This is a genomic window from Erwinia sp. MMLR14_017 (assembly GCF_033657285.1).
Lineage (GTDB): Bacteria > Pseudomonadota > Gammaproteobacteria > Enterobacterales > Enterobacteriaceae > Erwinia.
The window spans coordinates 323,427-339,942 of the sequence record NZ_JAWVWP010000004.1 but is presented as its reverse complement, the minus strand read 5'-3'; the positions used below and the strand labels follow the sequence as shown (position 1 = coordinate 339,942).

At 55.9% G+C, this 16,516-nt stretch carries 19 protein-coding genes; 5 read left to right on the top strand and 14 right to left on the bottom strand.

Features of this window, described 5'->3' with window-relative positions:
* The first annotated feature begins 14 nt into the window (after positions 1–14).
* Positions 15–200, top strand: a complete 186-nt coding sequence (gene hrpT, locus SD961_RS09235) for an HrpT family type III secretion system protein (protein ID WP_318790079.1) — start codon at positions 15–17, stop codon at positions 198–200.
* An 8-nt stretch (positions 201–208) separates the two neighbouring features.
* Positions 209–514: a hypothetical protein gene (locus tag SD961_RS09230; RefSeq protein WP_318790078.1), complete on the top strand. Its 306-nt coding sequence runs from the start codon at positions 209–211 to the stop codon at positions 512–514.
* Between the two features lie 278 nt (positions 515–792).
* On the opposite strand, the gene SD961_RS09225 is transcribed toward SD961_RS09230, so the two are convergent.
* The 13 genes from SD961_RS09225 to sctW form a co-directional block, all read right to left on the bottom strand.
* A complete protein-coding gene (locus SD961_RS09225) occupies positions 793–990 on the bottom strand; it encodes a hypothetical protein (protein ID WP_318790077.1) in 198 nt (65 codons plus the stop codon).
* An 86-nt stretch (positions 991–1,076) separates the two neighbouring features.
* A complete protein-coding gene (locus tag SD961_RS09220) occupies positions 1,077–1,319 on the bottom strand; it encodes a hypothetical protein (protein WP_306207136.1) in 243 nt (80 codons plus the stop codon).
* A 131-nt stretch (positions 1,320–1,450) separates the two neighbouring features.
* A complete protein-coding gene (gene sctU / locus SD961_RS09215) occupies positions 1,451–2,536 on the bottom strand; it encodes a type III secretion system export apparatus subunit SctU (RefSeq protein WP_318790076.1) in 1,086 nt (361 codons plus the stop codon).
* Entirely contained in the window at positions 2,536–3,339 is an 804-nt protein-coding gene (gene sctT, locus SD961_RS09210; protein WP_318790075.1) for a type III secretion system export apparatus subunit SctT, read from the bottom strand. The genes sctU and sctT overlap by 1 nt, the downstream gene beginning before the upstream one ends.
* 1 nt (position 3,340) lies before the next feature.
* Entirely contained in the window at positions 3,341–3,601 is a 261-nt protein-coding gene (gene sctS, locus SD961_RS09205; RefSeq protein WP_318790074.1) for a type III secretion system export apparatus subunit SctS, read from the bottom strand.
* 7 nt (positions 3,602–3,608) lie between these two features.
* Positions 3,609–4,262, bottom strand: a complete 654-nt coding sequence (gene sctR / locus SD961_RS09200; protein WP_318790073.1) for a type III secretion system export apparatus subunit SctR — start codon at positions 4,260–4,262, stop codon at positions 3,609–3,611.
* A 3-nt stretch (positions 4,263–4,265) separates the two neighbouring features.
* Positions 4,266–5,306 carry a FliM/FliN family flagellar motor switch protein gene (locus SD961_RS09195; RefSeq protein ID WP_318790072.1) on the bottom strand — a complete coding sequence of 347 codons (1,041 nt, stop codon included), beginning with the start codon at positions 5,304–5,306 and terminating at the stop codon, positions 4,266–4,268.
* The gene (locus SD961_RS09190; protein ID WP_318790071.1) at positions 5,303–5,950 is read right to left on the bottom strand and encodes a type III secretion system HrpP C-terminal domain-containing protein; all 648 of its coding nucleotides are present in this window, start codon (positions 5,948–5,950) and stop codon (positions 5,303–5,305) included. The genes SD961_RS09195 and SD961_RS09190 overlap by 4 nt, the downstream gene beginning before the upstream one ends.
* Positions 5,947–6,411 (bottom strand): type III secretion protein, encoded by a 465-nt coding sequence (locus SD961_RS09185; RefSeq protein WP_318790070.1) that lies wholly within the window; start codon positions 6,409–6,411, stop codon positions 5,947–5,949. Before SD961_RS09185 ends, SD961_RS09190 begins: the two co-directional genes overlap by 4 nt.
* Positions 6,389–7,747 (bottom strand): type III secretion system ATPase SctN, encoded by a 1,359-nt coding sequence (gene sctN, locus SD961_RS09180; RefSeq protein ID WP_318790069.1) that lies wholly within the window; start codon positions 7,745–7,747, stop codon positions 6,389–6,391. The genes SD961_RS09185 and sctN overlap by 23 nt, the downstream gene beginning before the upstream one ends.
* Positions 7,747–8,646, bottom strand: a complete 900-nt coding sequence (locus SD961_RS09175) for an FHA domain-containing protein (protein ID WP_318790068.1) — start codon at positions 8,644–8,646, stop codon at positions 7,747–7,749. Before SD961_RS09175 ends, sctN begins: the two co-directional genes overlap by 1 nt.
* Positions 8,647–8,656: 10 nt before the next feature.
* The gene (gene sctV, locus SD961_RS09170) at positions 8,657–10,765 is read right to left on the bottom strand and encodes a type III secretion system export apparatus subunit SctV (protein ID WP_318790067.1); all 2,109 of its coding nucleotides are present in this window, start codon (positions 10,763–10,765) and stop codon (positions 8,657–8,659) included.
* A 10-nt stretch (positions 10,766–10,775) separates the two neighbouring features.
* Positions 10,776–11,921: a type III secretion system gatekeeper subunit SctW gene (gene sctW / locus SD961_RS09165; RefSeq protein ID WP_318790066.1), complete on the bottom strand. Its 1,146-nt coding sequence runs from the start codon at positions 11,919–11,921 to the stop codon at positions 10,776–10,778.
* A gap of 300 nt (positions 11,922–12,221) precedes the next feature.
* Here sctW and SD961_RS09160 point away from each other — a divergent pair, with 300 nt between their 5' ends.
* The 3 genes from SD961_RS09160 (at position 12,222) to SD961_RS09150 (ending at position 15,113) form a co-directional block, all read left to right on the top strand.
* The gene (locus SD961_RS09160; RefSeq protein ID WP_318790065.1) at positions 12,222–12,755 is read left to right on the top strand and encodes an RNA polymerase sigma factor; all 534 of its coding nucleotides are present in this window, start codon (positions 12,222–12,224) and stop codon (positions 12,753–12,755) included.
* A gap of 230 nt (positions 12,756–12,985) precedes the next feature.
* Entirely contained in the window at positions 12,986–14,410 is a 1,425-nt protein-coding gene (locus SD961_RS09155; protein ID WP_318790064.1) for a PAS domain S-box protein, read from the top strand.
* A 61-nt stretch (positions 14,411–14,471) separates the two neighbouring features.
* Entirely contained in the window at positions 14,472–15,113 is a 642-nt protein-coding gene (locus SD961_RS09150; RefSeq protein WP_318790063.1) for a response regulator transcription factor, read from the top strand.
* Here SD961_RS09150 and SD961_RS09145 read toward each other — a convergent pair.
* Complete coding sequence (locus SD961_RS09145; RefSeq protein ID WP_318790062.1) at positions 15,091–16,194, bottom strand: hypothetical protein; 1,104 nt, start codon at positions 16,192–16,194, stop codon at positions 15,091–15,093. The two genes, SD961_RS09150 and SD961_RS09145, sit on opposite strands and share 23 nt — an antisense overlap.
* Positions 16,195–16,516: the final 322 nt, after the last annotated feature.

Genomic DNA, 16,516 nt, shown 5'->3' with positions numbered 1-16,516 from the left:
TAGAGAGAGAGAAAATGAAAAAATCGCTGTTGATCCTGGCGCTGGCCATGCTGTTGACCGCCTGTGCGAAACCAAAGCTGCCCGGCTGTAACGATGTCTCCTGCCGGCCAGTGTCGGACGATCATACTATGACCATCTGGTGGCAGCCCGATATGCGTAATGGCGCGTTCGATTACACCCAGGCTTCGGTTAACGAATGAGTATGAGCATGGCGGCCTTTCTGGATGCCTGGCAGCGTGGTGATGCCTGCTGCCAGGCATTCCGGCCAGGCAGTGAGCTGAGTTTTTCACCGCTGCCGCGACCTACTCTTACCTTGCGCATTCACCCTTCTTTCCTGCACGACAAGCTTATACGCCAGGTCCTCACCTGGCGCTTCCAGCATCCTGGTCGCTACGACGGCTGCTTTATCAGCATGGAGGCCGACGGCTCTCTGGCCGTGCTCTGTCATCCCACGCCCGATGACGAAGCCTATGCGTTAATCGGTAAGCTCAGCTCCCTTTTGGATTTGCAGTAGCTTTCATCCTTTTGCCTTCCCTTCTCCTGACGCCCTGCAACGGGCCTTACAGCCTCTTCTCACCAGCCATAGCTGTTAATAAGTCTCAGAGTCGGAGAGGCGATAAAGGTTACAAAAGAGGGGCGTTTGGGCGGGCGGCTAACTGCGATCTGCCGGAGAGATCGCAGTTCGGATTGGTAGAAGAGTGGTCGTTAAGCAGTGGTGTGGTCTGTCAGAGAATAAAGGTTTGATCTCTTTGCCTTAATGGATGATGGCAATTTTTTTTAACGGGGAAGCGATCAGAATTGTAATTTACTTTGCGAGGCTGCGGTTGATTCTTTAGAGGAGGCATCCGCTACCGCATTGGTGAGATAATTAGTGAAATCCGTTTTCATTTTCTCCAGCATATCCTGCTGTGATTTCATCTGAATATTTTTCATTTGCTGTGCATAATCGTTCTGGGCATTATCTGATGAACTTAATGATTTAAATGTCATAACATTCTCCCTTCATCATTTGGCTGTTCGTTTAAAAGTATTATGCAGTGAAGCTGATAAAAAAGGGCCCGAAGGCCCTTTTTTTACTAATACTGGATTTTATTCTGGTTAGCCGCTGAAGCAGCAGTTGTTGCGCTGTTCGCCTGGCCGTTGGATTTAGCGAGGATACGATCCGTTTCTGCTTTCTGCAGGTTATCTTCCTGTGACTTCTTCATGATATCAGTCATTTGCGAAGCATAGTCTGCGCCATTGGTCGCCGTCTCGATCTGATTTTTTGCAGAAGAAACAGAGCTGATGCCTTGTGCCACATTGGATGAAATACTTGACATGTTATTATCCTCTCGCTGTTAAAGTATGAATACCCATGCATTCGTAATTTAAGTGGGTAACCGGCCAGAATGGTTCCAAAAAAGAGTAAACTAAATTCACTTTTTTTAATTGCAGCCGCTCAACTGAAAAATTAATCCTCTATCTCCAAAATACCGTCCAGCTGCTGCTCCTCCAGCTCCTTCAGCAGGCGATACACCTGCGCTACCGCTTTCAGCGTTTCACGCGGAATATATTCCCCTTCTTCTACGGTGCGGTAGAGCGTGCGCGTCAGCCAGATAAAGCGGATCACCGGGACGTTGCGACTCTGTGCTTCGGCAATAATATCCTGCGCCTCATAGCCTGCCGCCTTGAACACCATCGAGGGCAGCGGCGTTTCGCCCGGCCGGTAATAGAGCCCGACAGCATAGTGCGTAGGATTGACCAGCACCATATCAGCATCCTCCAGCGCAACTTCCCGCTTGGGTTTTGGCGCTTCGTTGAGAATTTCCTGCGACATGGATCGGCGGTGCCCTTTCATATGCGGGTCACCTTCGCTCTGTTTGAATTCGTTGCGGATATCTTCATGGCTCATACGCTGCTGCTTCAGGAAGAAATATTTTTGCAGGCCAAAATCCATCGCGCTCATCACCAGCAGCAGCATCAACGTTTCCCGCACAATCTTCTTAAACAGCGCCAGCACGGAAAGCCAGAAGCCGTTGAGATCGTCACCGTATGCCAGCTGAGCCAGCGGCCCTAAATCAGGTTTGATCGCCAGATAGAAGACGGTACCAATGGCGATAGATTTCAGCACGCTGGTCAGCAAGGTGGTCATCTGCCTGGCTGAAAACATGTTTTTAAGGTGGCCTACAGGGTTGATGGCATCAAATTTCGGCTGCAGCGCTTCGGTGGCAAACAGCGGACCAAACTGGATCCAGCCGCCAATTATCCGCAGCAAAAAAATCAGGGCGCAAACGATACCGCAAAAGTAGAGCAGCACCATCAGCCCATCCATCGCCACCTCCTGCATCGCATGGCCGAAGGGATCGTTCAGCCTGCCCAGCGGCAGCATAATCATCGCCTCAAGCCGCTGCATTCCCCCGTCGACCAGGGCAAAAACCGTTTCCATCACGCCGATACAGATCAGCAGCTTAGGAATATCTGGCGTCTGCCCTACCTGCCCCTTTTTTCGCGACTCTTTAAGCTTTTGCGGCGTGGCGTTTTCGGTTTTCTCTGACATTATTTGCTCCCCTGACCAAACATATCGGCGAGATGCGGGATCAAATCCTTGAGTTCATAAAGTTTTTCGCCGCCCACGTAGTTGAGGATCGGCAGATAGAGTACAAAGAACAGCATCCCCAGCAGGCATTTGGCGGGCATCGCCAGCACCGTTGCCTGCAGCTGAGGGCTGTAAATACTCAGAATACCGACGCTGAAATCCACCAGCAGCAGCAGAGCCACCAGCGGCCCGGCATAAAGCACCATATGCGTGAATACGCTGCCGAGCAGGTCGAGGTACACCCGGAAGCCCGCCTCGCTGGGGAACGGCATCCACTGCATGGCGGGCCAGAGACGATAGCTGTCCCAGATGATTTGCGTGATGGTTGAAAGACCCAGCCCCACCACCAGCAGCAGAATAATAGACTGCTGCATCAGAAAACCGAGCGGCGTAACGTCCGGCCCCAGTTGCGGATTGAGCTGCCCGCCCATCAGCGCCCCGCGCTGGTTATCAAACAGCGCGCCCACGGACTCGAACAGCCAGAAAGGCATCGCCATCAGCAGGCCAATCAGGATGCCGATGATCACCTCTTTCACCGCCAGCGCCGCCAGCAAAAACAGGGAGGGATCGTCAATCGAGAGCTGCTGCTGGATCATCGGGGCAGGAAACAGCGCCAGCGCCAGCACAATACCCGAGCGCAGTCCCCCTTTGATGGCGTTGAAGGAGAAGACGGGTGAAAGCAGCAGGCAGGGGAAGATTCTTGCCATCGCGAGCGTGACGGCAAGGATAAAATGGTAGCCATCGAACAGGGTGTTATGCCCCATATCAATACTTCACATTGGGCATCATGGCAAAAGCGCTCTGTGTCAGCTCCATCAGCTCCACGCCTATCCAACGCCCGGTCAGCGCCAGCGCCACGCCCACCGCCACCAGCTTAATGGCAAACGGCAGGGTCTGATCCTGCAACTGCATCACCGCCTGCAGCAGCGAGACGATAACGCCCACGATCACCGCCACAATCAGCGGTGGCGCAGAGAGCACCACCACCAGCAGCATCGCCTGACGAAACAGCGTCAAAATATCCATTCGTCCCTCACATATAGCTGTAGAACAGGCCATCCAGCAGACGCGTCCAGCCGCTGACCAGCACAAACAGCAAAATTTTCAGCGGCAGCGAGATAGTCATTGGCGATACCATCTGCATACCCAGCGCCAGCAGCACGTTAGAGACAATAAGATCCACCACAATAAACGGGATAAAGATCAGAAAGCCGATCTTGAACCCGTTCTGCAGTTCAGAGAGCACAAAAGAGGGGATTAGCAGCAGCGGGCTGTCATGCTGGACCGAGTCGGCCATCTCCTTCGGCCACATCCGCTGGGCGTTCTCCTGCAGATGGGTAAGAATATCGGGATCGGTATTTTTCACCATAAAGCGCTTTAAGGGTTCAACGCCGTTAGAAACGGTGTAATCGAGCCGGTCGGCAGATTGCGTATCAATCGGCACCGTTTTCACCCGCTGGCTCATCTCGTTAAACACCGGCGCCATGACAAACAGTGAAGCGGCCAGCGCGATGCCGTAAATCGCCATATTGGGCGGCACCTGCTGCACCCCCATCGCGTTTCGGGTCAGCATCAGCACCATCGAGATCTTCAGAAAGCAGGTGCAGACAATCATCAGAATTGGCACCAGCGACAAGGCCCCAAGAAACAGGGCCAGCGTCATTGGATTCAGCGACATATTCTCCATTGGCTAACGAGCCAGCGGATTTTGACTGCCGGGCAGCATATGGGTGATTTGCAGGCCCAGCCTGCCTTCCACATCCACCAGCTCACCCTTGGCTAACGGATAGTCGCCGTGGCAGAGAATAGCTTCGCCTGGCGTCACGTTGTTGATCATGACCATTGAACCCGGGCCAAGTTGCTGAAGCTCCCCCAGCGTGAGCTTCAGCTGTCCGCAACGAACCGACAGGGAGAGCGGTAACGGGGCAAAATCAGTTTCTGCCGCCTGCGGCTCAGCATCCCAGTGGGGATCAGGGGACGGTACGGGCGCGTGCTCAAACTCTTCAGGGGTAAGGGTCACGTTCAATCTCTCCATCTTTGTAAGAATATAATGGGCCATCTGGCCAGGCTGCTGCTGGATCTCCCCGTAAAGCAGATGAGAAGCACAACGGATAACGCCGCGTCCCTCAGGGGTGAAACAGGGCGCGGGCGGCAGCAGAACATCGCCTTCACGCAGCGCCAGCAGCGCGTCTGATGACAAGACGATCTCACCAACAGCCAGCGGCAAAGTCAGCGTCAAACTTTCCGGTAACGGGCAGAGGGTCTGCTGCCAGCCGCTTTTTGCCAGCAATGCCGACAGGCTGGCTGCCGGGAGTGCTAACAGGCTTCGCCCCTGCTGGCCGCCCCATGTCACTGACAGGGTCAGCAGCAGGTCGCCAGCTTCCGTTTGGTCTCGCTTATTAGCTAAGTGGCCGAACAGCGCAAGAAGTTCGGCTGAAAGTTGTTGATGCCACCGGGACCAGTACCAGGCCTGCTCCGGCAGGTCGGCGGATGGGGCAAACGTCGGGCATTGCGACATCAGAGCGAGCACGGACTGGGCATCGGAAAAATGCAGCATGCCCACTTCTGACTGCCAGTGGCTCATCTCGCCTGGCTGACGTCCATCCGCCAGGGTCAGAGAGAGCACGCCCTGCTCTCCCGCCAGCTCAAAAGGGTAAAAACAGCCTGCGCCGATACGCTGACGCAGGCTCGCTTCCTCACTACTCAGGCTTCGCAGACGCAATCTGTTCATCCTGCAGACTCCCGATCCTCATCCGCACGACGCTCAAAGCGTAATTTCACCCGACAGGCCATTTTCTGACGCAGCGAGAAACGGCAGCGCTCCTGATGGGGCAGCAAGGCCTGCCACGCGCCGGGTTGCAAATGCAGAGCGATATCCCAGCCTCCGCCCGGCAGCGAAGCCATCTGCGCCTGCACATTTCCCAGCTTCGGCAGCATCAGCGTCAGCATCATCTCCCCTGGCGGCTGTTCAGCCAGAGCGCCCGCCAGCGCAGGCTCTATCTCCTGCCACAACGCCATCGCAGGAGGCGCGCCAGAGAGCGACGATTCCTCCAACTGGGCAAATCCCTGCTGCTGATCCGATCCCTGGTCCAGCATCAGGCGGGGGGCCATCACGTCGTCAGCTTCAAGCAGCGAGCTGAATAACGAGCGATCTTCTGCGGCGGGACGGCGGGTTTCTTCAGGTTGCAGGCGCTTGCCAGCAGAAGGAGCATCCTGAGCCTGCGCAGGTTGAGGCGTCGCGCGCGGATCGTTACGCCGGGCATCGCGATTCTGCAAAAAAAGCTGGCGACTCTGGCGCTGTTTATCCCTTTGCTGCTGTGCCTGGCGTTCAGAGGCCTGCTGCTGTGCAGTGGTCTGAGAGAGAGAGCGGATCATCCTGTTACCTCGTTTTGCTCAAGAAGATACTCCAGCTTCTCGACGTCGCGCTGCCGCAGTCGGGTTTCCTGCTGAGCCTGCTCCAGGCGCTGCTGTTGCTCAATCTGCTGCTGCGCCAGCTGATGCAGGTTCAGGCGTTCGTTATCCACCTGCTCCGCCGCCTGCTGCTCGGTCTGCAACGCGCGTTCAAGAAGAAATTTTTGCTGCTGCACGCCGCCGTTATTCTGCATAAAGGTGGCGCGGATCTGCTGATAGGCACCCCGTTTTTCCGTCAGCCGCTGCTCCGTCTGCTGCGTTTCCTCGACCACGGCCCGCAGCGCCTGCTCCTCTGCCCGCTGCTGACGCTCGCTGCGGCTGAGCCGCTGACGGCGAATGGGCAGCAGCAGGTTAAGCGTGCGCTGCAGTTCTGCCGCAGCGGCATCAATTTCAGCTTCAGGTTCAGGCGGTGAGTGACGGCGCATAGCGGCTTACCTCCGACAGGTGAAGACAGGTTTGATCGAAATCTGACGGGTCGCGCATCGCCTGCTGCAGATAGCCGTTGATAGCGCTCTGCGCCTCTACGGCGGCGTCGGTCAGGCTGTCGTTGCCGGGCTGATACTCTCCAAGCCGGATCAGCATCTCCACCTGCTGCCAGGCGGCCATCAACCGGCGTACTGTTGTGGCCTCGCTGATCTGCTGCCTGGCCACCACGTTGGTCATGGTACGGCTGAGGCTGGCCAGCACATCAATGGCGGGATAGTGGCCCCGCTCCGCCAGTTTACGGGTCAACACAATGTGTCCGTCGATAAGCGAGCGCACCTCATCAGCGACCGGATCGTTCATAGAGTCCTGCTCGATAAGCACGGAGTAGAGCGCGGTAATGGCGCCGGTTGAAGTTTGTCCGGCCCTTTCCAGCAGCGTTGGCAGCAGCGTATAGACGGAAGGCGGCAAACCGCCGCGTCCTGGCGGTTCGCCCAGTGCCAGGCCAATTTCGCGCTGGGCACGGGCAAAACGGGTCAGCGAATCCAGGATCAGCAGCACGCTTTTTCCCTGGTCACGGAACGCTTCTGCAATGGCGGTGGCGGTAAAGGCGGCGCGAGCGCGCTCCATGCTGCTGCGATCGGAAGTGGCGCAGAGCAGCACCGTGCGGCTGCGCAACTCGCTGTCCAGTTCATGATCGAGAAATTCGCGCAGCTCGCGGCCACGTTCGCCAATCAGCCCGAAAACAATCACGTCGCACGGCGTATTACGGGCAAGTTCCGCCAGTAAGGTGGTTTTTCCGCAGCCCGCACCGGCAAAAATGCCGACGCGCTGCCCTACCCCCAGCGTTAATAAGCCGTCAATAGCCCGCATGCCGGTAGGAAGCGGCGTGTCGATTCTTGGCCGTTCAGTAGGCGGCGGCGCATCACCCAGCACCGGTTTTACCCCGTCAATCTCGCCCGGCTGCGCAAAGGCGCTGATGCTTCCCGCTTCAATGGGACGGCCAAAACCATCCAGCACGCTGCCCAGTAGCGCCTCGGAGACCCGAATACTGTGCGGCTGATAGAGCGGCGTTACTCTGGCCCCCTGCGCAATGCCATCCAGCTGTCCCAGCGCGGAAAGCAGCGTGTGGTGTGGATTGAACCCCACCACTTCGGCCAGCACGCGCGTATTGTTTTTGCCCTCAATGCGACACAGGTCGCCGATCCTTGCGCCCGGCAGGCTGCTTTCCAGCAGAATGCCGCTGATGCCGGTAATACGTCCGAAGATCTCCACCGGCGCGAAGCGTGTCAGCCGCTGTTGATGTCCATGGAACCAGCTATCCAGCTCTGCCTGCATTACCAGTTCACCTTGATATGTTCACGACCGGCGAATTCGATCTCGCTGGAGGTGATGGCGACCAGGCGGAGGTCATCGACTTCATCGCCGATAAACAGCCGTTCTCCGGCATCGGTCACTACGTTCGCCCGCTTCCCGGTGGTGATCTGCACGATGCGGAAAGGGAGTTTGGCATTATAGAGACGGGTATTGTTGACCAGCTTCGGTAATACGTTGTACTGCGCCTGAAAGCGAACCAGCATGCGTTCCAGAATTTGCAGCTGCTCTTTATTCAGCTCGCCGTTGAGGATCAGCGTGCCTTTGCCCATATCAATCTTGACGCCGGGCGTCAGTCCCCGATCCCGCAGCATCGCTACCAGCGGCGGGCGAACCTCCTGTAGCGTCTCCAGCACTTTACGGTTGGAGCCGGTGGTAGAGGTTTGCGCCACGGTCGGCTGGAGGATCCAGCTGATAATGGTGAAGCTGAGCAGTAAAATCAGGCTGATGGAGAGTACCTGAACACCGCGGGAGAAGGTGCGCGAAGGCACCGGGCTTTCCTTGGTTGTCACTGCCGCCACAGCGGGGGCCGTGGCAACAGGCTGCGGCTCACGGTTCATCGCTTCCCAGGGCCGATCTGCCGGCACGAAACTCAGCCAGGCCTCGCCCAGGGCAAAAGGCGTATCTGCGGGAAGAGGATCGATCGGCTCTGCCATCTCTTGCTGAAGCGTACGGATCTTGCCTTCCACCGGCTGCAACAGCCAACGATCTTCAGCAAAGATCAGCGTGGCATGGTGCGCCAGTACGCCCTCATCGCTCAGCAGCAGGTCAGCTTCTTCCGCGCTGCCTAATGTCCACTGACCGCCAGTAACCGGTAAGGCCGCCCCCTGATGACGACCTGAAAGTACGCGTAGCTCAAACATAATCAGCTCCTTATGCATCAAAGGACTCGGCTGAATCTTCCAGATCGAGGCGACCCACTACGTTAATCGACAGGCTGGACTGCAGTTCCGCAAACGACAGCACCGGCACCTGATGGAATTCGTCCTGAAGCAGGCCCCGCAGCGGGCTACGCAGATCCTGCGCCACCAGCAGCACGGCAAAAGCGGGGTTTTCCGGCGAAAAAGCGTGACGAAGCTGCGCCAGGATAGCCATGCTCTGCTCCTGAGCCAGGGCGAAAAAGACCTCGCTTTGCGTCTGGCGCAGCGAATCCCGCAGCTGCTCTTCCATCTCCGGCGTCAGCAGCCAGACGTGCAGACCATCTTCCCTGGTGTACTGGTAACAGATGTGCTCTTTCATCGAGATACGCACCAGGTCGCTCAGCAGGCTGATGTCCCGTTCATGCTGGCCGTGTTCAATCAGTGCTTCGGCGATGGCGCGCACCGAGCGCAGCGGGATACGTTCCGCAACCAGGTTTTGCAGCACGTTAGAGAAGCGGGCAATGGGCATTACCCGCTGCAACTCCTGCGCCAGTTCCGGCTGTTCCGACTCCAGCCAGCCCATCAACGCCCGCGTCTCCTGCAGGCCAATAAAGTTAGGCGCGCTGGCATGGATGGCATTTTCCATGCGCTGCATCAGCAGGTCATGGAAGCCCCAGCGTTGCACCTGATCGTTTTCTAAAAGAGGGTGCTCCGCAGGCAGCCAGATCAGATCCGCCTCACGCCGCGCTTCCGTCCCGACCACCACGCCCTCTTCCTCCGCCAGGTGCTCATGTCCCTGACGGCTGACGGCGAACAGGCCGACGTTGAAGGTGCCGATCACCCTGGGGATTTCATAGACCGAGTAGCGGAATTCGTCGGCTGGCAGCGAATCCTGAAACTCGATATCAAAGGCGGGCAGCGTGAAGCCGTAGTTGTAGACAATGCTGTTGCGCATCCGGCGGATAGCCTGAACCAGCTCCAGCGTCTGTGCCGTGCCGCGCGCGCTGCTGGGAAATTGCAGCAGATAAGGGCGCGTCGGATTGAACTGGCGCAGATCCTCCGTGCCGTTCAGCTCCGGCGGGATCACTTCGTTCTCCATCTGCGGCTGGCTGGAAATCAGCTCCCGTTTTGCCCGCCAGATCTGAAAACTGCCTGTCGCCAGCGTCAGCACCGCCAGCACGATAAACACGCCGGTGGGCATCCCTGGCAGCACGGCGAAACCGAACATGCCGATTGAGGAGAGGATCCAGGCTTTGGGCTGGCTGGTCAGCTGCTCGGCGATTTCCCGGCCGATATTGTTATCCAGGGTAGTGTCGCTGTCGGAAGAGACGCGCGTGATAATCATCCCGGCGGTCAGTGAGATAAGCAGCGCCGGGATTTGTGCAATCAGTCCGTCACCAATGGTCAGCACCGAGTAAGTATGCATGGCGTCCCCGGCTGGCATGCCCAGTTGCATAACGCCGATGCTGAAACCGCCGATCAGGTTGATAAACAGGATCACCAACCCGGCAATAGCATCCCCTTTCACGAACTTCATTGCGCCATCCATTGCACCGAACAGCTGGCTCTCTTTGGCCAGATCGACACGACGGCGCTTGGCGGTATTGACGTCGATCATCCCGGCACGCAGATCGCTGTCAATGGACATCTGCTTGCCGGGCATTGCGTCCAGGGTAAAGCGGGCCGCCACTTCAGCCACCCTTTCAGAGCCTTTGGTGATCACCAGGAAGTTCACCACCGTCAGGATCAGGAACATTACCATCCCCACCGCCAGGTTGCCGCCAACCACGAAGGTCCCGAAAGCCGCTACGATATGACCAGCATCCTGCTGAACCAGAATCTGACGGGTGGTAGAGATAGAGAGCGCAAGGCGGAACATGGTGGTCAGCAGCAGCACCGCCGGAAAGCTGGAGAACGCCAGCGGCTTTGGCAGGTACATAGCCAGCACCACCAGCAGCGAAGAGATACAGATATTCAGCGCAATCAGGGTATCAATCAGCCCCAGAGGCAGCGGAATGATCAGCATAAACACGATGGCCATAGCAAACATCGCGCCGATAATTTCAGAACGTTGCATCGCCACCAGAGCGATGCGGTTCAGGATCAGAAACATGCTGTTCATTCGTTCGCCCTCACCCTTTCGCCGCGGCTTTGTGCTCGTTATCCACCATCATGCCGATCGCGCTTCGTAACAGCTTCGCCGCCGCCGGGCGGTCGTTAAGATCGCGCCACAGCATCCGTGGCATGGCGTTCATCAGCGGCAGAAACCCGTTGAAAAACAGCATCTGAGCTGTGGCCTTTTCTCCGGCAAACTCTTTGCCTATGCCGGTAATGTCGCGCCCCTGCAATCCGGTTTCGGCCACGTTCAGCAACCGGCGGGTCATCTCAATACCGCCTGGCGCGGAGGCAGGAATTTTGCCGCGAGAACGCAGGTCGCTCAGCAGTTTGTCACTGCCGGCCAGCACATGCGTGAGCTGCCCGGCCTCGCTCAGGGCAAGGTGGATTTTGTGCAGCGAGCGGGAGGAGATGGAAGGCGTCAGTGCGGCAATATCTTCCGAGAGCGCACGCTGTAACGTGCGCAGACCGGGTTTAAACTGCTCCCGGCCAAAACGCTCCAGCAGACTGTCAAGCATCACCGCAGGCGACTGATGCTTCACAATGCTGTGATAGTAGAGATCCCGCATCCCCTGCTTTTCATTGGGATCGGTGGTGAAGCTGGCAACAGCTGGCGCGGTATTCAGGCCCGCACGCACTTTGTCGCCAAACTTTTCATGCAGGGCGTCCAGACCATTACTGGCGGCGGCAGCAGTCTGTATATCGCCAGTGCGGTCAGCTTCACGCAGCGTCATGCGCAGGAGTAAATCGCACCGCGCGGGGTCATTATCCGCCGCCTCTACCAGCGTCTCCGCTTCCGGTTCACTCTCTTTGCTGAGCACATCCTTCAGCGCGCTGAGGCGGGTTTCCAGCCGATCCTGCTGCTGCCCGTCCAGCATCTGATAAAGTTCACCCAGCCGTTCAATGCGTTCCACAGCCCCGCGATTACTGCGCAGATGCTGAGTATTGATCTGGCGACGGTTCAGCCCTTTGGTTTTTTTCTCAACCTTTTCGCTGAACATCATGCCGATCTCTTCCAGCGAATCGCTCAGCGAGGCGGCAGCAGACTGGGTGTTCACCGGCCGGGCACGGAGATCGGAACCCATTGCCCGAGGGCTATCCTGCTTGAGCAGCGTTTTTGCCAGGGCCTGCTGATACTGAAAGGAGGACTGAACTTTTATCATCTCGGGCTCGTCATTGATTTCGCGATTCCCTTACGTGGCTATCCTGCGCAATAAGTTCCCGAATAAAATGCCCTTTAACACCTATTTAAAATGTCTGATTCAGCTGAAACATTAAACCGCCGTTATTAGTGTCAATTGTTGCACAGCTATTTTTCGCAAATGGTCGCCATTTGTCTCAGATAATTCTTAACTCAAATAAAAAACGCTGAAATAATCTGGCACCACAGCCTTTTTCTTTTCTGGCACGCTCCTTGCTATATGACAACTCTCAGGCTGTTTATTAATTTCAGGAGCGTAAAAATGTTAACTTCTTCAACCGCAGGAATAGCTGAAGTCCCTGTTGTAGTTTTATGGCAGGAGATCCTTTGCCAGCAAAATCGTAAACTGCACAACTTTATTCGTAAGCGTGTTTCTAATCGTGAAGATGTTGAAGACATTGCACAGATGACCTGCCTGGAAGTGCTGCGCAACAGCCATAAATTTCTGGGGGCTTCCCGACCTGAAACCTGGCTGTTCGGCATCGCCGCCAATCTGATCCGCAACTACTACAAGACCCATCAGAACCGTTTTCTGTTTGACAGTCTGAATGAAGACAATCTGCTGGAGTTGATCCAAGAGTGTGATCCCAGTGACATTATTGCCAACGATGAGCTGCTGGACGTCATGGCGGTATCGATAGAGAAACTGCCTGAAGAGACGCAGCAGATGCTGACCATCCTGGTAGAACGTAACGGCAGCTATCAGGATGTCGCCACTTCTCTCGACATCCCTTTGGGGACGGTAAAATCCCGATTGTCCCGCGTGCGTGAAGCGCTGAAGAGCACAATAAGCTGAATAAAGTAAACTTTTCAGACTGAAAAACGCCATAATTATTTATCTGCGCGCTGCCTCAACTTTCAGATGAATAACAATGGTCAGCAGAGAAATTATTTGTTGTAATTGTTCCTTACCGACAAATTGTCGGATGAACTGTTCTCTGCGGTAATATAATCTATGCTTAGCGTAACGACATTTTTTAACCTTCAGAGAGAGAAATGCTTTCGTCTGAAATATTCAGCCTCAATGTGAGTAAAAATCCTGATGAGAGCCGGGCTATCCTGCCCGACTTTGCGCTTGACAAGGTCAATGACGCTATCTATTTAGTCGGCAAAAATGCCGCGCTGATCTATATCAATAATAAAGCCTGCGAAATGCTGGGCTATAAATATCAGGAATTGATCCGCTTAAGCTACGCCGATATTGATGGAGAACTGCTGGATCCTGACGTGGCGGGGCTGTGGTGGAAGCTCAGTATGCGCCCGGAAGGGATCCGCTTTACCTCTCAGCACCGGATGCGCTCCGGCGAGTTGATCCCAGTTGAGGTCAGCTCCAGTACCTATGAACACCAGGGACAAACCCTGGTGCTTAACGTAGTGCGTGACGTGCGGGAGCTGAAACAGCGAACCGAACGTTACCTTCAGCAGGAGCAGCAGTTTCGCTCCCTGGTTGAAAATTCTCCCGATCTTATTGCCCGCTTCGATACCGATATGCGCTGTCAGTATGCGAATCCGCAGGTACTGGAAGTGATTGGTTGCAGTGAAGAGAAGGCGCGCGGCTGGCGCTTAACCGACACCATTCCTTTTGATGAAGTAGGCATGCGTCTGTTCCGCCTGGTCTCCAATACGCTGGCCAGCGGTGAAAAAAGCGAGGCGGAGCTGGAAGCGCGCTTTGGCGACCGTGCCAGGGTTCTGCATGTTCGCTGCGTACCGGAATATGATTTGCAGGGGGATGTGATCTCTATCCTGGCGGTAGGGCGTGATATCAGCCGCCTGCGTGAAGTGGAAAATGAGGTGCGTGCCGCCCATCAGCAGATGCGGCTGCTGGCGAGCAATCAGCAGCAGCGCACCGAAGATGAACGCAAGCATATCGCCCGTGAAATCCATGATGAGTTGGGTCAGCACCTGACCAGTTTGCGCGCCGGTTTGTCGGTGATGGGTATGCAGGCTGATAACCCAGCCCGCGTGATACAACAGGCGGATTATTTGATGACGCTGATCGACAGCACCATTCAGGTAGTCAGAGATGTTTCCACCCGGCTGCGGCCCAATATGCTAAACATGGGCCTGGTTCCTGCGCTTGAATGGTTACGGGATGAGTTCGTGAAAAACAGCGACTGCGCCTGCATGTTAATCGTGCCGGAGGGCAAGCCTGTTGCGCTGAGCGATCAGGCCGTTACGGCGGTATTTCGGGTGGTGCAGGAGTCGCTGACCAATATTTCCCGGCACGCAAAAGCGAGTAAGGTCTCGATCATCGTACAGGCGAGCCGCGAGTCGGTGGTGGTACAGATCCGCGATAATGGCCAGGGCTTTAAAATGCAGGCGGTGCGTGAAGATGCTTTCGGCCTGCTGGGCATTAAAGAGCGGGTCGATATGCTGAACGGCTTTGCCTCTATCACCAGCGAACCCGGCCAGGGCACGCAACTGGAGATCACCCTTCCCCTTTCAGCATAATAGTCACAGCGAGCTGCTATATTTTGCGCTCGCATCAGGCATCTCCAACCAGGGAACCAGCATGAGTGAAGTAATAAGGTTAGTGATTGCCGACGATCACGCGCTGATGCGCGAGGGACTGAAACAGATTTTTGCGCTGGATGAGATGATTAATGTGGTCGGCGAAGCGGGCGATGGCGGCCAGGTGCTGGAGCGGCTGCGGCTCGGCGGGCTGGATCTGCTGCTGCTGGATATTTCGATGCCGGGGATCAGCGGAGAAGATTTAATCAACCGCATCCACTCTCAGTATGCGTCGCTGCCGATTCTGGTATTGAGTATGTTCAATGAGCCGCAAATCGCCCGTCGCGTGCTGAACTGCGGCGCGCTGGGTTATATCACCAAAGATAAAAACCCGGATGCGCTGCTGGCCGCCATCCGCAGCGTAGCCAAAGGGTCTCGCTATATCGATCACGATTTAGCCCAGGAGATTGTCTTTGCCGAATACCAGAACGGCAACCGCGCCCTGCACGAAACGTTAACCACCAGAGAACGTCAGATCCTTTTGATGCTGGCACACGGTGAGACCATCAACGCCATCGCCGATGCGCTGTCGATCAGCAATAAAACCGTCAGCACTTATAAATCGCGCATGATGGAAAAAATGCAGTTCTCAAGCAACGCCGATATTGTGAAATACGCCATCAACCACCAGCTGGTGCAGTAACCTCAGGCGGCTGAGCCTCAGCCGCTTCCTCTTCGGACGTTTCCGGCTGGAAATCTCTTCGTAAACGCTTACTGACCAGAAACACCGGCGCAGCCAGAAACAGCAGCAGGCTGCCAGCCATGCCGCACACCAACAGACTGATGCAGCCTGCCCAGCCCTCTCCTGCCGTTACGCCCGCAATCACCAGCGACAGAATAAAGAAAAACGAAAGGGTCAGGCTGACCGGCCAGATGTTGGTGATATCCATATCGCTTAACGCCATTTTCACCGGCTTTTGCGCCCGTTTTGCCGCCAGCGCCTCAGCTTTTATCGTTTCATTAATGGCCAGCAGATCGATACAGGGCGCGACGAAATCCCCGGCAGGCGCAGGATTATACAACTCGTTGAAGATGCGATCCGTTGGCGGGAACGTCAGCGGCCAGCTGCCGCTGTGAACGCCATAAGTGGTCAGCGCCGGAAGAGTGATTCGGGGCCACAGAACAGGTTGCAGATAGCGGTCGTTGAGCACGACCCAACTTTGCCGCGTCTGCCCTTTAGTGACGTGATAGAGGCGAAAGCGGTCTGCTGGCGGGTAATTCAGATTACTGACGCGCGCGGTAATAAAAGGAATATGGCGCTGGCGGCAGTAATTCACCCGGCTCTGCCCCTGAGCGGCAAGCAGCACGCCCAGAGCAGGCAGAAAATACCACGACGTGCTTTCTGCGGCATGAGGCCCATCCAGATGCTCCAGCAGCTTGGTTTCACTGGTGGCGCTCAGATGATCGGGCCACCAGCGCCAGCTTCGTCCGATAACCCGCTCGGTAGGGACGCGGAAAATCCCCAGCGGCTCCGTTTCGGCAGGCAGCATGGCAAAGGGAAAGATTTTGCTGAAGAAGGTTAAGGCATCGTCCGGCCCGTCCCACTCGCCGCTCGCTTCCAGGCCGTGCAGGTTGGCCGTCAGTTCGCCCCACCCCGTTTTGCCCAGCATATCGATCTGATATTTGGTATCCGCCAGGCGTTTACCCAGCCGCAGTATCTCCTGCGGGATACCCTTCAGCGGCAGCTCAGGAAGCAGCTGCGCCTGTTCTTTTTCATTTTCCATACTCTCCATCCCCAAAGGCAACTGCCCGCAAACCTGTTAATAAAAAGGATAATTAACCGTAAAAAAGAAAGGTGTTGGGTGGCCTGCGCCAAAAGGGGCAAAGTGGCTTAACAGCGGTTGTTATAATTATGAGTATAAAATTTGGCTTTAGTAAAAAAATCAAATACTTTCAAGGCGATAGTATACTTAGCAAACGGCTTTCATGGCAACTCCCGCCACCAAAATCGCGCCTTTATCAGGCAAATGCTCATGACCCGCTCAGGGATATTTTAACGACAGCGGCGAATTATTCGTTTAAAAATAGAGAGTAATCAGCGACGCA

Excerpts from the sequence above, each read along its gene's own strand:
- hrpT (WP_318790079.1), top strand. The coding sequence starts at position 15 with ATGAAAAAATCGCTGTTGATCCTGGCGCTGGCCATGCTGTTGACCGCC.
- SD961_RS09230 (WP_318790078.1), top strand. The coding sequence starts at position 209 with ATGGCGGCCTTTCTGGATGCCTGGCAGCGTGGTGATGCCTGCTGCCAG.
- SD961_RS09225 (WP_318790077.1), bottom strand. The coding sequence starts at position 990 with ATGACATTTAAATCATTAAGTTCATCAGATAATGCCCAGAACGATTAT.
- SD961_RS09220 (WP_306207136.1), bottom strand. The coding sequence starts at position 1,319 with ATGTCAAGTATTTCATCCAATGTGGCACAAGGCATCAGCTCTGTTTCT.
- sctU (WP_318790076.1), bottom strand. The coding sequence starts at position 2,536 with ATGTCAGAGAAAACCGAAAACGCCACGCCGCAAAAGCTTAAAGAGTCG.
- sctT (WP_318790075.1), bottom strand. The coding sequence starts at position 3,339 with ATGGGGCATAACACCCTGTTCGATGGCTACCATTTTATCCTTGCCGTC.
- sctS (WP_318790074.1), bottom strand. The coding sequence starts at position 3,601 with ATGGATATTTTGACGCTGTTTCGTCAGGCGATGCTGCTGGTGGTGGTG.
- sctR (WP_318790073.1), bottom strand. The coding sequence starts at position 4,262 with ATGGAGAATATGTCGCTGAATCCAATGACGCTGGCCCTGTTTCTTGGG.
- SD961_RS09195 (WP_318790072.1), bottom strand. The coding sequence starts at position 5,306 with ATGAACAGATTGCGTCTGCGAAGCCTGAGTAGTGAGGAAGCGAGCCTG.
- SD961_RS09190 (WP_318790071.1), bottom strand. The coding sequence starts at position 5,950 with ATGATCCGCTCTCTCTCTCAGACCACTGCACAGCAGCAGGCCTCTGAA.
- SD961_RS09185 (WP_318790070.1), bottom strand. The coding sequence starts at position 6,411 with ATGCGCCGTCACTCACCGCCTGAACCTGAAGCTGAAATTGATGCCGCT.
- sctN (WP_318790069.1), bottom strand. The coding sequence starts at position 7,747 with ATGCAGGCAGAGCTGGATAGCTGGTTCCATGGACATCAACAGCGGCTG.
- SD961_RS09175 (WP_318790068.1), bottom strand. The coding sequence starts at position 8,646 with ATGTTTGAGCTACGCGTACTTTCAGGTCGTCATCAGGGGGCGGCCTTA.
- sctV (WP_318790067.1), bottom strand. The coding sequence starts at position 10,765 with ATGAACAGCATGTTTCTGATCCTGAACCGCATCGCTCTGGTGGCGATG.
- sctW (WP_318790066.1), bottom strand. The coding sequence starts at position 11,921 with ATGATAAAAGTTCAGTCCTCCTTTCAGTATCAGCAGGCCCTGGCAAAA.
- SD961_RS09160 (WP_318790065.1), top strand. The coding sequence starts at position 12,222 with ATGTTAACTTCTTCAACCGCAGGAATAGCTGAAGTCCCTGTTGTAGTT.
- SD961_RS09150 (WP_318790063.1), top strand. The coding sequence starts at position 14,472 with ATGAGTGAAGTAATAAGGTTAGTGATTGCCGACGATCACGCGCTGATG.
- SD961_RS09145 (WP_318790062.1), bottom strand. The coding sequence starts at position 16,194 with ATGGAAAATGAAAAAGAACAGGCGCAGCTGCTTCCTGAGCTGCCGCTG.